Source organism: Microbispora sp. NPDC004025 (genome assembly GCF_053604425.1).
In genome coordinates this window covers 79,373-95,041 of sequence record NZ_JBSGHN010000004.1, presented here as the reverse complement: position 1 = coordinate 95,041, position 15,669 = coordinate 79,373, and the positions used below count along the sequence as shown (strand labels likewise).

The window sequence follows — 15,669 nt, the reverse complement described above, 5'->3', positions numbered from 1 at the left end:
AACTCCCCGGGTGTTGTACGGCGGCCCGGTCGCAAATTCCCCTCGAAAGGGACGAAAGGCGACCCGTGCAAGCCCTCTGGATCTCCCTCGTCGTCATCTTCGTAGCCGAGCTGGGCGACAAGAGCCAGCTCATGGCCCTGACCTTCGCGACCCGGTTCAAGACGTGGCCGGTGCTGGCCGGCATCACCGCCGCCACCGCGCTCGTCCACCTCTTCAGCGTCGGCCTCGGCCGGCTCGTCGGCGACGCCCTCCCCACCACCGCGATCTCGATCATCGCCGGTGTCGCGTTCCTCGCCTTCGCCGCCTGGACGCTGCGCGGCGACGAACTCACCGAGGAGGAGAAGGGCAAGGCGGCCAAGACGACCCGCAACGCGTTCATCGCCGTCGCCGTGGCGTTCTTCCTCAGCGAGCTGGGCGACAAGACCATGCTCGCCACGATCACGCTGGCCACCCAGCACGGCTGGTTCGGCACGTGGGTCGGCTCCACCGTGGGCATGGTCGCCGCCGACGCGCTGGCCATCCTGGTCGGCCGGTTCCTCGGCACCCGGCTGCCCGAGAAGTGGATCAAGTATGGCGCGGCCGCCGCGTTCGCCGTCTTCGGCGTGCTGCTGCTGATCGAGCCTCTGTTCGCCTGAGCGAGGATCGCCTAGTCGAGAAGAGACAGGCGATGGGCCGCGGCGGCGGCCTCGCCCCGGGTCGACACCCCCAGTTTGGGCAGGATGTTCGACACGTGCACGCTGACGGTCTTGGCCGAGATGAACAGCTCGGCCGCGATGTCCCGGTTGCTGCGCCCGGCCGCCACCAGGCGCAGCACCTCCAGCTCGCGGGGGGTCAGGTCGGTCTGCCGTACGGGTTCCGGCGGTGTGGGACCGGACGGTGTGGAACGGGAGAGGGGGGCGCCGACGCGGCGGGCCAGCGTCTCGATCTGCGCGACCAGCGGGGTGGCACGCAACTCGACCGCGAGCGGGGATGCCTCACGCAGGCGCGCCGAAGCCCCGTCGCGGTCGCCGCTCGCGGCCGCGGCCATCGCTCCGTGCAGCAGCGCCTTGGCCCGCACGTACGGACGGCCGAGCCGCCGCCACGCCTCGGCCGCGGCGTCGAACTCACCCCGGTACACCAGTCCGAACGCCTCGTCCACCGGCCCGTCCCCCAGGTTCTCGGCGAGACGGTCGCCCAGGGCGCGTACGCGCTCGACCTGTTCGGGGGCGACCGGCGCCGCCGCGTCGCAGACGTAGCGGACCGACGCGAGCAGCCGGCCGGCGAGCATCGCCTTGCCCGACCGCGGCGGGTCGTCCAGCGCCGTCTCCAGGACGGCCAGGGCCTGCAGCGGCTCGCCGCGCAGCAGGTGCCACGCGACGACCAGGCGGGTGTTGTTCGTCCACTCCTGCGTCTGCCCGTCCTGGTTTGGGGAGAACGCGCCGACCTCGGCGAGGATGTCCTGCGCCAGGTCCTCCTCGCCGCGCGCGATCGCGATGTCCGCCCGGACCCGCAGCATGTGCCAGCGGTTGCGCAGGGTCGGCCCCATCGTCATCGACCGTTCGATGATCTCGATGGCCTCGTCCCACCGGCCGAGGGACTCCAGCGCCTCCGCGCGGTTGTTGGCGATGAACGTGCCCTGGTGGCGGAACCTGCCGAACCGCCGGGCGAGCTTCTCGCCTTCGAGCGCGAGCCGCGCCGCCTCCTCCGAGCGGCCGAGGTTGTCGAGGGCGTCGACGTTGTTCGCCAGGGCGCGCAGGGTGATGCGGGGTGAGTCGAGCCGGGTGCCGATCGCCAGGGCGCGCTCGTTCATCGCGAACGCCGTCTCCAGGTCGCCGTTGATCGAGTGTCCGAGCGCGAGGTTCATCAGAAGGTCGGCCTCCTGGACCTCGTCGCCCTTCTCGCGGGCGGTGCGCAGGGCCTCCTCGGTGAGCGCGGTGCCCTCGGCGATCTCGTCGGAGTTGATCAGCACCGTGCCCAGCCGGGTCAGCACGAGCGTGCGGATGTCGCCGGGCTGCGGAACCAGGCGTTCGGCGCGCCGCAACTCCTCCAGCCCGCTGGTCTTGCCCTTCTGGATCTTGATGTTCGCCAGGCGGACCAGCAGCTCGGCCACCCGTGCCGGGGCGGTCCGCTCGTCCAGCTCCGCCAGGGCGCCGCGCACGTACTTGGTGCCCTGCTCCATGTCGCCGCCGACGTACGCCGCCTCGGAGGCCCGCTCGAGCACGGTGCAGTGGTCGTGCCCGATGCGCTCGGCGGCGTCGGGGACCTTGTCCCACAGGGTCAGCACGCGGTCGAGCAGCTGGATCTGCTCGGTGTAGGCGAACGACTTGGCCGCCTTCTCCGCCGCCTCCCAGGCCGAGATCAGCGCCCACAGGTCGTCGCGGGCGGAGTACCAGTGGTGAGCGATCTCGATGGCCGCACGGCCGGGGGGCACGAGGGTGCGGTCGCGGTCGATCTCCTCGGCGTACCGCGCGTGCATCCGCGCGTGCTCGCCGGGCAGCAGCTCGTCGTGGACCGCCTCGCGGATCAGGGCGTGCCGGAACGCGTACGCCCCGCCGTCGGCCACCTGCAGCACGTTGGCGGCGATGGCCGGCCGCAGCGCGTTCTCCAGGTCCACGTCGGACAGCCCGCCGACCGCCGCGAGCAGGTCGTGCCCGACGCGCACGCCCCCGGCGGCGGCGATCCGCAGCACCCGCTGGGTCTCCTCGGGCAGCCGCTCGACCGAGCCGATGATCAGGTCGTGCAGCGAGTCGGGGAACGAGCACTCGTCGCCGCAGTCGAGCAGCGCCTCCACGAACAGCGGGATGCCGCCGCTGCGCTCGAAGACCCGGTCCACCTTGGCGAACTCGGGGGTCACCCCGAGGATGCCGGCCATCTGCTCGGCGACCTCGTCCTGGGTGAAGCGGGGCAGTTCCACCCGGACCACGCCGTCGACCCGCCCCAGCTCGGCCAGCACCGGCCGCAGGGGATGGGTGCGGTGCAACTCGTCCGAGCGGTACGTCATGACCATCAGAACGGGAGCCGACCTGAGGTTGCGGCTGAGGAAGGCGATGAGGTCGCGGCTGGAGCGGTCGGCCCAGTGGACGTCCTCGATGACGAGCACCACCGGCCGCCGCTCGGCGAGACGTTCCAGCAGGGCGAGGATCAGCTCGAACAGCCGGGCGCGGGCCGACTCGGTCTCCCCGTCGCCGCTCGGCTCGCCGAACTCGGGCAGCAACCTCGCCAGGTCGCGGGCGGCGCCGTCGGGCAGCAGGGCGGCGACCTCGGCCGCCCCGCACTCCCGGACGAGCTGCCGCAGCGCGGCGGTGAACGGCGCGTACGCCAGGCCCTCGGCGGACAGTTCCACGCAGCCCCCGACGAGCACGTGGGCGCCGTCCTGCGCGGCCTGCTCGGCGAACCGGACGGCGAGGCGGGTCTTCCCCACGCCCGCCTCGCCACCGATGAGAACCGCCGCGGTGGCCTGCTTGCGGGCCTGGTCGTAGGCCTCGCCCAGGGTCTCCAACTCCGCGCCCCGCCCGACGAAAACGGGGCTCACCGCCCGGCGTGTCATGTCGTCAAGCATGTCATGACCCTTTACGTCGGTTCGCCTGGTTTTACGGTCAGATCTGACTGACTGGCGGGGCTCACGACGGCTCAAGGGGGCGCAAAGGCCCGGCCGGGAGGGAGGGTCCGGCCGGGCCTTCGTACGCGTCTCATGAGGTGCGGAGCTTGCCGAAGGCCGCACGCAGCCGGCGCTGGCCGGAGCGCTGCCGGCCCTTCAGCGCCGCCTGCGCCTCGCGGGCGCGCCGGTGGCCGGCGGCCTCCTCCTGGAGCTCGGCCGCCCGGTTGAGGATTACCTGGTACTGCAGTTCCGGACCCATCTCGTGTCTCCTTGTTCGGGTCTCTTTCCGTACTCCTCAAGGTTCGGTCTAAGGCGTGGTGCGGCACATCGGGCGGATGCCCTATCTCTGGCATGGGCCGGCGGCGTAGGACTTCTAAGGCTTCTAAGGCGATGCCTTAGGAGCGCCGGGGGTCTCCGGGTTTGGAATCAATCCGGCTGGTCGGGGATGCTGGTTCCGTGCCAACTATGACTACTCCGCTCGCGGAGGTCGCCTCCTCACCCTCGACGTTGCGGGCGTTCCTGCACGGACTTCCCGGGGTCGACCGGGTCGGCGCCGACGCCCGGGCCGCGATGCTGGGCACGCGATCCATCAAGACGACCGCCAAGAAGCAGGCCATCGACATGGCCATCGGGATGGTCGACCTCACCACCCTCGAAGGCGCGGACACCCGCGGCAAGGTCAGGGCCATGTGCGCCAAGGCGATGCGGCCCGACCCCGCCGACTCCTCCGTGCCGCCCGTCGCCGCGGTCTGCGTGTACCCCGACCTGGTCGCGACCGCCGTCGAGGCGCTGGCCGGGTCGGGGGTGAAGGTGGCGTCCGTCGCCACGTCCTTCCCCAGCGGCCGGTCGTCGCTGGAGGTGAAGGTCGCCGAGACCCGCCTCGCCGTGGCCGCCGGAGCCGCCGAGATCGACATGGTCATCGACCGCGGCGCGTTCCTCGCCGGCGACTACCTCAAGGTGTACGAGGAGATCGTCGCCACCAAGGAGGCTTGCGGTCGTGCCGGAGGCGCGCAGGAAGGGCAGGGTGCTCATCTGAAGGTGATCCTCGAGACCGGCGAGCTCGCGACGTACGACAACGTGCGGCGGGCCTCCTGGCTGGCGATGATCGCCGGAGCGGACTTCATCAAGACCTCGACCGGCAAGGTGTCGCCGGCCGCGACCCTCCCGGTGACGCTCGTCATGCTGGAGGCCGTGCGCGACTTCCTGGCCGCGACCGGCCGAAAGGTGGGCGTGAAGCCCGCCGGCGGCATCCGCACCACCAAGGACGCGATCAAGTATCTGGTGCTGGTCAACGAGACCGCCGGGCCGGACTGGCTGGACCCCGACTGGTTCCGCCTCGGCGCCTCCTCGCTGCTGAACGACCTGCTCATGCAGCGACAGAAGATGGCCACCGGCCGGTACGCCGGTCCCGACTACTTCACGCTGGACTGAGGGCTGGACTGAGGCATGTTCGAATACGCACCCGCGCCCGAGTCGCGGGACATCGTCGACATCCGGCCGTCGTACGGCCTGTTCATCAACGGCGAGTGGGTCGAGCCGCAGGGCGAGGAGCGCCACAAGACCGTCAACCCGGCGACCGAGGAGGTGCTGGCGGAGGTCGCGTGGGCGGGGGAGGCCGACGTCGACCGCGCGGTCCAGGCCGCCGCCAAGGCGTTCCCCGTGTGGTCGGCCATGCCGGGCGCGGAGCGGGCCAAGTACCTGTTCCGGATCGCCCGGATCATCCAGGAGCGAGCGCGTGAGCTGGCCGTCCTGGAGACGCTCGACAACGGCAAGCCGATCCGGGAGTCCCGCGACGTGGACCTTCCGCTGGTCGCGGCCCACTTCTTCTACTACGCGGGCTGGGCCGACAAGCTGTCGTACGCCGGGTTCGGCCCCGATCCCCGTCCACTGGGCGTGGCCGGGCAGGTCATCCCGTGGAACTTCCCGCTGCTCATGCTGGCCTGGAAGATCGCTCCCGCGCTGGCCTGCGGCAACACGGTCGTGCTCAAGCCGGCCGAGACCACTCCGCTGACCGCGCTGGCGTTCGCCGAGATCTGCCGTCAGGCCGACCTGCCGCCGGGGGTCGTCAACATCGTCACCGGCGCGGGCGGGACGGGCGCCGCGCTCGTCGACCACCCCGGCGTGGACAAGGTCGCCTTCACCGGCTCGACCGAGGTCGGCCGCCTCATCGCCAGGAGCCTGGCGGGCACCCGCAAGAAGCTCACGCTGGAGCTGGGCGGCAAGGCCGCCAACATCGTGTTCGAGGACGCGCCGCTCGACCAGGCCGTCGAGGGCATCGTCAACGGGATCTTCTTCAACCAGGGCCACGTCTGCTGCGCCGGATCCCGGCTGCTGGTGCAGGAGTCGGTCGCGGCCGACCTGCTGGAGGCGCTCAAGCGGCGTCTCGGCACGCTGCGGCTCGGCGACCCGCTGGACAAGAACACCGACATCGGCGCGATCAACTCGGCCGAGCAGCTCGCCAAGATCCGCGAGCTGTCGGAGGCCGGGGAGGCCGAGGGCGCCGAGCGGTGGTCGCCCGCCTGCCCGATCCCCGACCGCGGCTACTGGTTCCCGCCCACCCTCTTCACCGGCGTGGCCCAGTCGCACCGCATCGCCCGGGAGGAGATCTTCGGGCCGGTTCTGTCGGTGCTGACCTTCCGCACCCCCGCCGAGGCGGTGGAGAAGGCCAACAACACGCCGTACGGGCTGTCGGCGGGCGTGTGGACCGAGAAGGGCTCGCGCATGCTGTGGATGGCGTCCCGGCTGCGGGCCGGCGTCGTCTGGTCCAACACGTTCAACCGGTTCGACCCCACCTCGCCGTTCGGCGGCTACAAGGAGTCGGGCTACGGCCGCGAGGGCGGGCGGCACGGTCTGGAGGCCTACCTTGCGGTGTGATCATCCAGCCGGCCGCCCGGCCTGCAGGTGCGACTCCGGGCGTCGCCGCCGTCTCGTCCGCCGTGTCCGCGCGGGGGCGGGTGAGGGCTTCTCCCGGGGCCGCCGCTCCGGCCGCTTCGCCGTACGGCACGGCTGGTTCGCGCACCGCGGCGGCGTGTGCCGGTGCGGTCAGACCTACCAGCCGGCCCGTCCACTGGAGATTGGAAGTTTCGATGAGTGAGCGGCTGGCCGTGCGCAAGACGTACAAGCTGTTCATCGGGGGCGCGTTCCCGCGTTCGGAGAGCGGAAGGTCGTATGAGGTGACCTCCTCCAAGGGCGACTTCCTCGCCAACGCGGCCAGGGCCTCGCGCAAGGACGCCAGGGACGCGGTCGGCGCCGCGCGGAAGGCGTTCCCCGGCTGGTCGGGCGCCACGGCGTACAACAGGGGTCAGATCCTGTACCGGATCGCCGAGATGCTGGAGGGCCGCCGCGCGCAGTTCGTCGCGGAGATCACCGCTGTAGGCGGCGTGGGGGCCAAGCAGGCGGGCGGGATGGTGGACGCGGCGGTCGACCGGCTGGTCTGGTACGCGGGCTGGTCCGACAAGATCGGGGCGGTGCTCGGGTCGGCGAACCCGGTGGCCGGGCCGTACTTCAACCTGTCGAGTTCGGAGCCGACCGGCGTGGTGGCCGTGGTCGCCCCGCAGGGGGGACCGCTGCTCGGGCTGGTCAGCGTGCTCGCCCCGGTGATCGTGACGGGCAACACCTGCGTGGTGATCGCCTCCGAGCGGGCGCCGCTGCCGGCGATCACGCTGGCCGAGGTGCTGGCGACCTCCGACCTGCCGGGCGGGGTGGTGAACATCCTCACCGGCTCGGCCGCCGAGATCGCCCCCTGGCTGGCTGGCCACATGGACGTCAACGGCATCGACCTGACGGGCGCCGACGCCGAGTTGGCCGTCACGTGTGAGGAACTGGCCGCGGAGAACCTCAAGCGGGTGCTCCGGCCGCCGGCCGGTCCCGTGGACTGGCTCGCGGACCCCGGCATCGAGCGGATGACGGCGTTCCTGGAGACCAAGACCGTCTGGCATCCGATCGGGATCTAGCCCTTCGCCAGGGCCAGGAGGAGTTCGGCGTTCGTGCCCGTGTTCTTCAGCGTGGTGAGGAAGCGGTCGAACGCCTCCTGGTCCTGCAGCGCCCGGCGCAGCCGCCACACCAGCGGCAGTTCGCCGGGGTGGAGCAGCAGTTCCTCGCGGCGGGTGCCGGAGGCGACGACGTCGACGGCGGGGAAGACACGGCGGTCGGCCAGGCTCCGGCTCAGCTTCAGCTCCATGTTGCCGGTGCTCTTGAACTCCTCGAAGACGATGTCGTCCATCTTCGAGCCCGTCTCGACGAGCGCGGTGGCGAGGATCGTGAGCGAGCCGCCGCCGGAGATGTTGCGGGCGGCGCCGAGCACCTTCTTGGGCAGGTGCAGGGCACGGGCGTCCATGCCGCCCGTGAGCACGCGCCCGCCGCTCGGCGCGGCCATGTTGTACGCCCGGCCGAGGCGGGTGATCGAGTCCATGAGCACGACCACGTCACGGCCCGTCTCCACCATTCGCTTGGCCCGCTCGACGGCCAGTTCGGCCGCGGTGATGTGGTCCTGCGGCGCCCGGTCGAAGGTCGAGGCGATCACCTCGGCCCGGACCGACTCGCGCATGTCGGTCACCTCCTCGGGCCGCTCGTCCACCAGGACGACCATGAGGTGGCATTCGGGGTGATTGGTCGCGATCGCGTTCGCGACGGCCTTGAGCAGCGTGGTCTTGCCGGCCTTCGGCGGGGCGACGATGAGGCCGCGCTGGCCCTTGCCGATCGGGGCGAACAGGTCGATGACGCGCGTGGCCAGGACGTTTCGCGCCGTCTCCAGGCGCAGCCGCTCGTCGGGGTGGATCGGCACGAGGTCGGCGAAGTCCGGCCGCGCCGCGCCCGCCGGCCCGCCGTTGACGGTCGTGACGGAGGTGAGCGTGCCGTTCTGGGCGATGCCGCGGACGTGGTCGCCGCGGCGCAGGTCGAGCGCGTCCGCGAGGGCGGCCGGGACGGCCACGTCCTTCGGGCCGGGCAGGTAGCCGTTGGTACGGATGACCGTGTTCCGGCCGGCCCGGTCGAGCAGGCCGGTGACCTCGGTGGTCCGGGTGTTCTTCGTACGGGCCGACGTGGCGCGGGAGACGCTGCGCGGCTTGGGAACGCTGAGAGTGGTGGTGGTCATGGGACTCCTAGGCTGAGAAAGGTCTGGGGGAGTTCGCGCGTGGCGCGTTCATCCGGCTGGAGTGAAGCGTGGGGCTCCCGGCGCGGCGTCTCGTTCAGCTGGACGATGACGGTTGACCAGGCAGTCGACCAGGCATGCTGTGCGCGTATGGGCTCGAGATGGAGCCAGAACCATACGGCTTTCCTCGACTATAACAGTCTCACCTGTCGCGGCGATTCCTCGAGATCTATCGGGACTGGAGGGCGTCGAGCGCCACGGCCATGGCGATGACCAGGCGGCGGTCGATGCGCGGATCGCGGATCTCGATGGCGTACCGGTCGCGCAGCCCCCACCTGCGGTCGACGGAGAACGCGATCGAGGCGCCGATGCTGAAGTCGAAGTGGTACGGCAGCCACTCCAGAGAGTCGGAGAACCGGCGCAGCAGGGCGACCGCCAGGTTCCGCTCCTGGCCGGTCAGCGTCGGCAGCCCCGGCTGCTGGACATGCCAGGTCGAGCGGAGCAGCGACCGGCCGAAGTCCTTGCGGAACATGCCGATCGACGCCCCGCCGTGGTCGACGACGTCGTACTCGCCGGCGAGGTCGAGGACCTTGCGCGCCTTGAAACCGGCCAGAGTCGCCTGCCGGGACTCGTCGGTGTAGAGAGTCACCTGCTCCTTGAGGGCCATCCGCTTCTGCTCGGCGAACGCCACGGCCTCGCCCTCCGACCCGTCGGGGAGAGCCACATGGACGACGTACCTGTTCACCATCATGGTGATCTTCTGGCGCAGGTACAGGCGGCTCTGCGCCTGCAAGGTCGCTATATCCATATGAGTCTCCAAAGACGGTCTGTTGCCTCCCTATATGCCCTCTTCCGGCGGAAGATCACCAGCCGGACACCCCTCAATCGACCCGCTGGTGACCATGGCCACAGTTTTCGGGCTTGATGAAAACAGGGATAATGCCTATAAGGTAAGCCTTACCTAATCTTTACTGTCGAGCAGGGGGCCCCTGTATGTTTCTCCGGCACCGCGGTATCGGTCTCGGTATCGGCGCCGTCGCGGTCGCGCTCTCCCTGGCCGCCTGCGGCACCTCCTCCGGCACGAGCGCGGACGCGGGCAAGCCCGCCGGCGAGGCCGCCAAGAAGGCCGTCGCCAAGGGCGGCGCGGACTTCGGCACCGCCGCCGCCAAGACCGCTGCGATGGGCACCGACGCGAAGCCGGGCGAGTGGCCGCGCACCCTCACCCACGCCATGGGCACGACCGAGATCAAGGCCCCGCCCACGCGGGTCGTCGTCCTGGACGTCGGAGAGCTCGACAACGTCGTGTCCCTGGGCGTCAAGCCGGTCGGCTTCGCGCCCAGCGAGGGGTCACCCGAACTGCCGTCCTACCTGAAGCAGGACGCCGGCATCCCCAAGAACGTCGGCACCATCAACAACCTCAATCTGGAGGCGATCGCCGGGCTGCGCCCGGACCTGATCCTCGGCAGCCAGTTGCGCGCCGCCGACCAGTACGACGAGCTGTCGAAGATCGCCCCGACCGTCTTCTCCATCCGCCCCGGCTTCACCTGGAAGGAGAACTACCTGCTGAACGCGGCCGCCTTCGACAAGACGGAGGAGGCCAGGGCGAAACTCGCCGACTACGACCGCGCGGTGAAGGACCTCGGCGCGAAGCTCGGCGACGACAAGCCCGTCGTCTCGATGGTGCGTTTCCTGCCCGACGGCCTGATCCGCCTCTACGCCAAGGCCTCCTTCATCGGCACCATCCTCGACGACGCCGGCATCCCGCGCCCGGACAACCAGAACATCCCCGACCTCGCTGCCGAGGTCAGCGCGGAGAACATCGACCAGGCGGACGCGGACGTCATCTTCACCGGTGTCTACGGCGATCCGAAGGCCACCGACAAGTCGGCGGTCCAGGGCAACCCGCTGTGGAAGAACCTCAAGGCGGTCAAGGCCGGCCACGCCTACGAGGTTCCGGACGAGACCTGGTACCTCGGCCTCGGTGTCACCGCCGCCATGGAGGTCGTCGCGGATCTGGACAGGTACCTCGCCCGATAGGCGCACGTGGTCCCGTACTCCCAGAAAGCGAACGAATGTCGCGTGCCACCCGACGGCGCGTCGGCCGGACGGCCGGGGCCGCGCTCCTGCTGCTCCTCGCCGGGCTGCTGGTCCTCGCCGTACTGCTCAGCCTCGCGCTGGGCAGCCGTCAGATCGCGCCGAGCGTGGTGGTGGACGCCCTGCTGCACGGCGGCGCGGGCGACGACGCCCAGGTCGTACGGTCGTTGCGGGCGCCTCGCACCCTCATCGGGGTGATGGTCGGCGTCGCCCTCGCCGTGGCCGGTACGGTCATGCAGGGCGTCACCCGTAACCCCATCGCCGAGCCCGGCATCCTGGGCGTCAGCCAGGGCGCCTCGGTGGGCGTGGTGTGCGCGATCACGTTCTTCGGAGTGCACTCGCTCAGCGGCTATGTGTGGTTCGCCTTCGCGGGCGGCGGGATCGCGGCGGTCGCGGTCCACATCATCGCCGCCGGCGGGCGCGGCGGCGCCACCCCGGTCAAGCTCGCTCTGGCCGGCACCGCGATGAACGCCCTGCTCGCCTCCGTGGTCTCCGGCATCGTGACGACCGACGCCAGGGCCCTGGACGAGTTCCGGTTCTGGCAAGTCGGCTCGATCAGCGGCCGGAGCGTCGAGATCGCCGGTCAGACCTGGCCGTTCCTGCTCGCCGGACTGCTGCTGGTCGCCGCGACGGCCCGGGGACTGGACGCGCTCGCGCTGGGTGAGGACGTGGCCAGAGGGCTCGGCCACAACGTCCCTCTGCTGCGGATCCTCGGAGGGCTTGGCGCGACCGTCCTCACCGGCGTCGCGGTCGCCGCCGCCGGTCCGATCGCCTTCACCGGCCTGGCCGTCCCGCACATCGCGCGAGCGCTCGTGGGCACCGACCACCGCTGGGTGCTTCCCGCGGCGGCCCTGCTCGGTCCCGTGATGATCCTGGTCGCGGACGTCCTCGGCCGCGTCGTCTTCCCGCCCTCGGAGGTGCCGGTGGCCGTCATGACCGCACTGCTCGGTGTGCCGTTCCTGATCGCGCTGGTACGGAGGAAGGCGGTGGTGGCGGCGTGAGGGTGCGCCCCACGGGCTTCTCCGTCCTGCGCGCGGGGCGGGGCAGCTTCCTGCTGCACCGCAGGGCGACCCTCGTCGCCTCCGTGCTCGGCGCGGCGCTCGCGGTGACCGCCGTCGTCTATCTGTGCGTCGGCGAGTCCTTCGTCAGTCCCGCGGAGGTCGTGCGCGTGCTCTCCTCTGCCGGCGGAGGGGGGCGGCCGAGCCCCGACGAGTTCGTGGTCGGCACCCTGCGGATGCCCCGCCTCGTGGTCGGTCTTCTGGCCGGCGCCGCCTTCGGCCTCGCCGGAGGCTTCATCCAGACCGTGGCCCGCAACCCGCTCGCCAGCCCGGACGTGATCGGTGTGACACAGGGCGCGGGCGCGGCGACCGTCGCCGCGATGACCTTCGGCCTCACCGCGCACACCACCCTGCCGTACGTCGCGATCCTCGGCGGCATGGCCGCCGCCGGGCTGGTCTACGTCTTCGCCTGGCGCAAGGGCCTGCACGCCGCCCGCTTCGTGCTCATCGGCATCGGCATCTCGGTCGCCCTCGGCTCCCTGACGCAGCTGTTCGTGACCAAGGGCGACTACCTGGTGGCCCAGCAGGCCAAGGTCTGGCTCACCGGATCGCTCAACGGCCGCGGCTACGACCACGCCGTGCCGCTCGCCTTGATCGGGCTCGTGCTGATGCCGGCGCTGCTCTGGGCGGCCCGGGCGCAGCGCACCGTGTCGTTCGACGACGATACGGCGACCGCTCTCGGCGTACGGCTCGGCCGGGTCCGTCTGTGCCTGATCGTCCTCGGCGTCGCCCTGGCGTCGGTGGCGACGGCCGCGGTCGGCCCGGTCGACTTCGTCGCGCTGCTCGCCCCGCAGATCGCCCGCCGCCTCACCCGCACCGCTCAGATCCCGCTGGCCGGCTCCGCCCTGACCGGCGCCCTGATCATGGCCGTCGCGGATCTGCTGGCCCGCACGCTGTTCTCCCCGATCGAGCTGCCGGTCGGCGTGTTCACCGCCGCGGTGGGCGCACCGTATCTGATGTGGCTGATCGTCCGCACTCGCAGCCGTTCCGGAGGCGCCGCATGACCGGCAACCGTCTGAGGGCCGAAGGGCTCGTGCTCACCTACGAGGACCGCACGGTGGTCGACGGCCTCGACCTGGAGATCCCGGACGGGCAGGTCACCGTCATCATCGGGCCCAACGCCTGCGGCAAGTCCACCCTCCTGCGCGCGCTGGGCCGGCTGCTCAAGCCGCGACGCGGCGCGGTCCTGCTGGACGGCACCGAGCTGTCCCGCATCCCCACCAAGCGGGTCGCGCAGAAGATCGGGCTGCTGCCGCAGACCCCGGTGCCGCCGGAGGGGATCACGGTCTCCGAACTGGTCACGCGCGGGCGGCAGCCACACCACAGATGGTGGCAGCAGTGGACGGAGGCGGACGAGAAGGCCGTCGGCGAGGCCATGGAGCGCACCGCGACCGGCGATCTCGCGGAGCGGCCGGTCGACGAGCTGTCCGGCGGCCAGCGGCAGCGGGCCTGGATCGCGATGGCCCTCGCCCAGGACACCGACCTCCTGCTGCTGGACGAGCCGACGACCTACCTCGACATCGCGCATCAGGTCGAGGTGCTCGACCTGGTCCGGCGGCTCAACCGGGAGCGTGGCCGGACGGTCGTCGCCGTCCTGCACGACCTCAACCAGGCCGCCCGCTACGCCGACCACCTCATCGCCATGAAGGCGGGACGGATCGTCGCGCGGGGTGCGCCGGGCGATGTCATCACCGCCGATCTGGTCCACGAGGTCTTCGGGCTCACGTCCGTCGTGGTGTCCGACCCGGTCACGGGCGGTCCGCTGGTCGTGCCGGGCGCGCCCTGGCAGTGCGGATAGGTCCCTGTCACCTCAGGGTCGGGGGATCGGGGTTTTCTCAGGGTTCCTCGCGGAACGTGACTTGTGAGGCCGTCCGTTGAACAGGATGACGAAAGGAGCCGATCGATGTACCGATCGAGGCAGCACAAGATCATCGCTGGCGTCTGCGGGGGTATCGCGGACCGGTACGGCATGTCGCCGACGGTCGTACGCCTGCTGTTCCTGCTGTCGTGCATCTTGCCGGGCCCGCAGTTCGTGGCCTACATCATCATGTGGGTGCTCTTCCCCAAGGCCCCGGCCCCCACGTCGGCGGACTACGACTACTCGTACGGACGCAGGTAGGCGGCTGCGCCGCACGGCGCGGGCGCGTTTATGCTCACATCGGAAGAGGTGAGCGATGATGCGGCAACGGCCCCTGACGCTGATCCAGGACGAGCTGGTCGACTACGAGAAGGCCATGGAGCGGATGGCCGCGCTGGTCGAGGAACGGCAGGACGACGCGCGGCCCGACACATTGTGGCTGCTCAGCCACCCGCCGGTCTTCACGGTCGGCAAGCGGACGCTGGAGACCCACCTGCCCGACCCGTCGGCCGGCATCCCCGTGGTGCCGACCGGCCGCGGCGGGCAGCTCACCTATCACGGCCCCGGGCAGCTGGTGGGCTATCTCATCGTGAAGCTGCGGGACGGCGAGGGCGTGGTCGACTACATCCGCGAGGTGGAGCTGCGACTGGTCGAGGCGCTGGCCCGGATGGGTGTCCCGGCCGAGCGCCGCGACACCCCGCCCGGGTCGGAGCTGCTGACCGGAGTGTGGACGCGGGACACCGGGCGGAAGATCGTCTCGATCGGCATGCGGTCGAGCCGGTCCGTCACCAGTCACGGCTTCGCGCTCAACGTGGACGGCGACCTCACGCCGTGGAACCTCGCCATCCCCTGCGGCATGCCCGACGTGGACATGACCTCGATCGCCCGCGAGCTCGGACGGGCCTCCATGGAGGAGACCCGCCCGGTCGTCGCGGAGGCGTTCGAGGCCTCCTGACGCCGGCGGTCACAGGGCCCGGGCCGCGCTCTCCAGGCCGCGGGTCACCCGGTCCCGCCAGTCGTCGCGGAACATCGGCTGTGCCCGTTCCTGCAGCACCCACAGCGTGAGCTGGAGACGCCGCAACGCCATGAAGTCTCCGATCGCGTCCTCGTGGCTCGGGGGCAGCGGCCGTACGGCGCGGTATCCCGCGAGCAGCGCGGCACGCAGATCCGCGGCGTGTGGCAGGTGGGCGAGTTCGCCCGTGGTCACGGCCAGGTCGTAGACGAAGTGGCCGTACCCGCAGTCGTCGAAGTCGATGGCGCGGACCTCGCCGCGGTGGAAGAGATAGTTCTCCTGGTGCAGGTCGCCGTGGATCAGCCCGTAGGCGTCCGGGCCCTGGCCCAGGGTGTCCCGGATGCGCCGGACGCGCTCCGTCACCGTCCGCACGATCTCGGCGCCCGCCGCCGAATGCACCCGCTCCACCAGGTGTGCCGCCTGCTCGGCCTCCTCCTGCGGCGGGGTCGCGGTGCGACGGCCAGACTCGGTGACGGCGTCGACGCGCCCCCGGGCGAAGCCGGCCGGCGCCGTCCATTCCGCGCTGTGCAGGTGCAGGTGCGCGGTGAAGGCGCCCACCCGGCGCAGGTGCGCGGTGGTGAGCGTGGTGTCCAGGAACCGGCCGTCCACCCAGTGGTACAGCACGCAGCTGCGCGCCGCCGGCACCTCCGCGTGCTCGGCCACGGTCAGCAGGTCACCCGTACGGGTGGGCACCGGTTCGGGGACGGCCAGCGCGGTGTCGCGGCGCAGGGCCCGCAGCCACAGAGCCTCCGACCTGACCATCTCCGGGCTCGGGCCGTCCGGACGCTGGACGCGGAGCACATAACGCCGGCCGTCCGCGCCGTCCACCCGGAACGTGGTGTTGAAGCCCTTCGCCATCGCGGTCAGGCGGGCCACCGGCACGTCGTAGGCCGTCAGGGCCGTGCGGGCGAGCGCGGCCAGGTGGCGCCTGCGCCGAGTGTCGTCGATCATCAGACGAGCGTACGGCCCGCCGGGGCGGGC

The 15,669-nt window shown here is 71.2% G+C and carries 15 protein-coding genes; 10 read left to right on the top strand and 5 right to left on the bottom strand.

All coding sequences use genetic code 11. The features are described from left to right. The first annotated feature begins 65 nt into the window (after window positions 1-65). Complete coding sequence (locus ACWEQG_RS12290) at window positions 66-635, top strand: TMEM165/GDT1 family protein (protein WP_452284106.1); 570 nt, start codon at window positions 66-68, stop codon at window positions 633-635. A gap of 11 nt (window positions 636-646) precedes the next feature. Here ACWEQG_RS12290 and ACWEQG_RS12285 read toward each other — a convergent pair whose 3' ends face one another. Both ACWEQG_RS12285 and ACWEQG_RS12280 read right to left on the bottom strand, forming a co-directional pair. After that, window positions 647-3,538: a helix-turn-helix transcriptional regulator gene (locus tag ACWEQG_RS12285; RefSeq protein ID WP_452284104.1), complete on the bottom strand. Its 2,892-nt coding sequence runs from the start codon at window positions 3,536-3,538 to the stop codon at window positions 647-649. Window positions 3,539-3,668: 130 nt separating this feature from the next. After that, window positions 3,669-3,836, bottom strand: coding sequence for a hypothetical protein (locus tag ACWEQG_RS12280; protein ID WP_363470758.1), 168 nt, complete (start codon window positions 3,834-3,836; stop codon window positions 3,669-3,671). A 206-nt stretch (window positions 3,837-4,042) separates the two neighbouring features. Here ACWEQG_RS12280 and deoC point away from each other — a divergent pair, with 206 nt between their 5' ends. From deoC to ACWEQG_RS12265, 3 genes are all read left to right on the top strand, one after another. Then, a complete protein-coding gene (gene deoC, locus ACWEQG_RS12275; protein ID WP_452284102.1) occupies window positions 4,043-5,008 on the top strand; it encodes a deoxyribose-phosphate aldolase in 966 nt (321 codons plus the stop codon). Between the two features lie 15 nt (window positions 5,009-5,023). After that, window positions 5,024-6,451, top strand: a complete 1,428-nt coding sequence (locus ACWEQG_RS12270) for an aldehyde dehydrogenase family protein (protein ID WP_452284100.1) — start codon at window positions 5,024-5,026, stop codon at window positions 6,449-6,451. Between the two features lie 212 nt (window positions 6,452-6,663). Next, window positions 6,664-7,530 carry an aldehyde dehydrogenase family protein gene (locus ACWEQG_RS12265; RefSeq protein WP_363470750.1) on the top strand — a complete coding sequence of 289 codons (867 nt, stop codon included), beginning with the start codon at window positions 6,664-6,666 and terminating at the stop codon, window positions 7,528-7,530. Here the strand turns inward: ACWEQG_RS12265 and rho are convergent. Further along, window positions 7,527-8,669 carry a transcription termination factor Rho gene (gene rho / locus ACWEQG_RS12260; RefSeq protein WP_452284098.1) on the bottom strand — a complete coding sequence of 381 codons (1,143 nt, stop codon included), beginning with the start codon at window positions 8,667-8,669 and terminating at the stop codon, window positions 7,527-7,529. The genes ACWEQG_RS12265 and rho overlap by 4 nt on opposite strands. Window positions 8,670-8,895: 226 nt before the next feature. Next, window positions 8,896-9,474, bottom strand: a complete 579-nt coding sequence (locus ACWEQG_RS12255; protein WP_363470744.1) for an LURP-one-related/scramblase family protein — start codon at window positions 9,472-9,474, stop codon at window positions 8,896-8,898. Between the two features lie 185 nt (window positions 9,475-9,659). Between ACWEQG_RS12255 and ACWEQG_RS12250 the strand changes: the two genes are divergently transcribed. The 6 genes from ACWEQG_RS12250 to lipB all read left to right on the top strand — a co-directional run bounded on the left by ACWEQG_RS12250 (window position 9,660) and on the right by lipB (window position 14,631). Further along, complete coding sequence (locus tag ACWEQG_RS12250) at window positions 9,660-10,703, top strand: ABC transporter substrate-binding protein (RefSeq protein ID WP_452284096.1); 1,044 nt, start codon at window positions 9,660-9,662, stop codon at window positions 10,701-10,703. 35 nt (window positions 10,704-10,738) lie between these two features. Then, a complete protein-coding gene (locus ACWEQG_RS12245) occupies window positions 10,739-11,761 on the top strand; it encodes a FecCD family ABC transporter permease (RefSeq protein WP_452284094.1) in 1,023 nt (340 codons plus the stop codon). After that, window positions 11,758-12,822 (top strand): FecCD family ABC transporter permease, encoded by a 1,065-nt coding sequence (locus tag ACWEQG_RS12240; protein WP_452284092.1) that lies wholly within the window; start codon window positions 11,758-11,760, stop codon window positions 12,820-12,822. Before ACWEQG_RS12245 ends, ACWEQG_RS12240 begins: the two co-directional genes overlap by 4 nt. After that, window positions 12,819-13,616 (top strand): ABC transporter ATP-binding protein, encoded by a 798-nt coding sequence (locus ACWEQG_RS12235; protein ID WP_363462566.1) that lies wholly within the window; start codon window positions 12,819-12,821, stop codon window positions 13,614-13,616. The genes ACWEQG_RS12240 and ACWEQG_RS12235 overlap by 4 nt, the downstream gene beginning before the upstream one ends. 105 nt (window positions 13,617-13,721) lie before the next feature. Next, window positions 13,722-13,937 (top strand): PspC domain-containing protein, encoded by a 216-nt coding sequence (locus ACWEQG_RS12230; RefSeq protein WP_452284090.1) that lies wholly within the window; start codon window positions 13,722-13,724, stop codon window positions 13,935-13,937. A 55-nt stretch (window positions 13,938-13,992) separates the two neighbouring features. Continuing rightward, complete coding sequence (gene lipB / locus ACWEQG_RS12225; protein WP_452284088.1) at window positions 13,993-14,631, top strand: lipoyl(octanoyl) transferase LipB; 639 nt, start codon at window positions 13,993-13,995, stop codon at window positions 14,629-14,631. Window positions 14,632-14,640: 9 nt separating this feature from the next. On the opposite strand, the gene ACWEQG_RS12220 is transcribed toward lipB, so the two are convergent. Next, on the bottom strand, window positions 14,641-15,639 hold the full coding sequence (locus ACWEQG_RS12220) for a phosphotransferase enzyme family protein (protein WP_452284086.1): 999 nt from the start codon (window positions 15,637-15,639) through the stop codon (window positions 14,641-14,643). Between the last annotated feature and the right edge of the window lie 30 nt (window positions 15,640-15,669).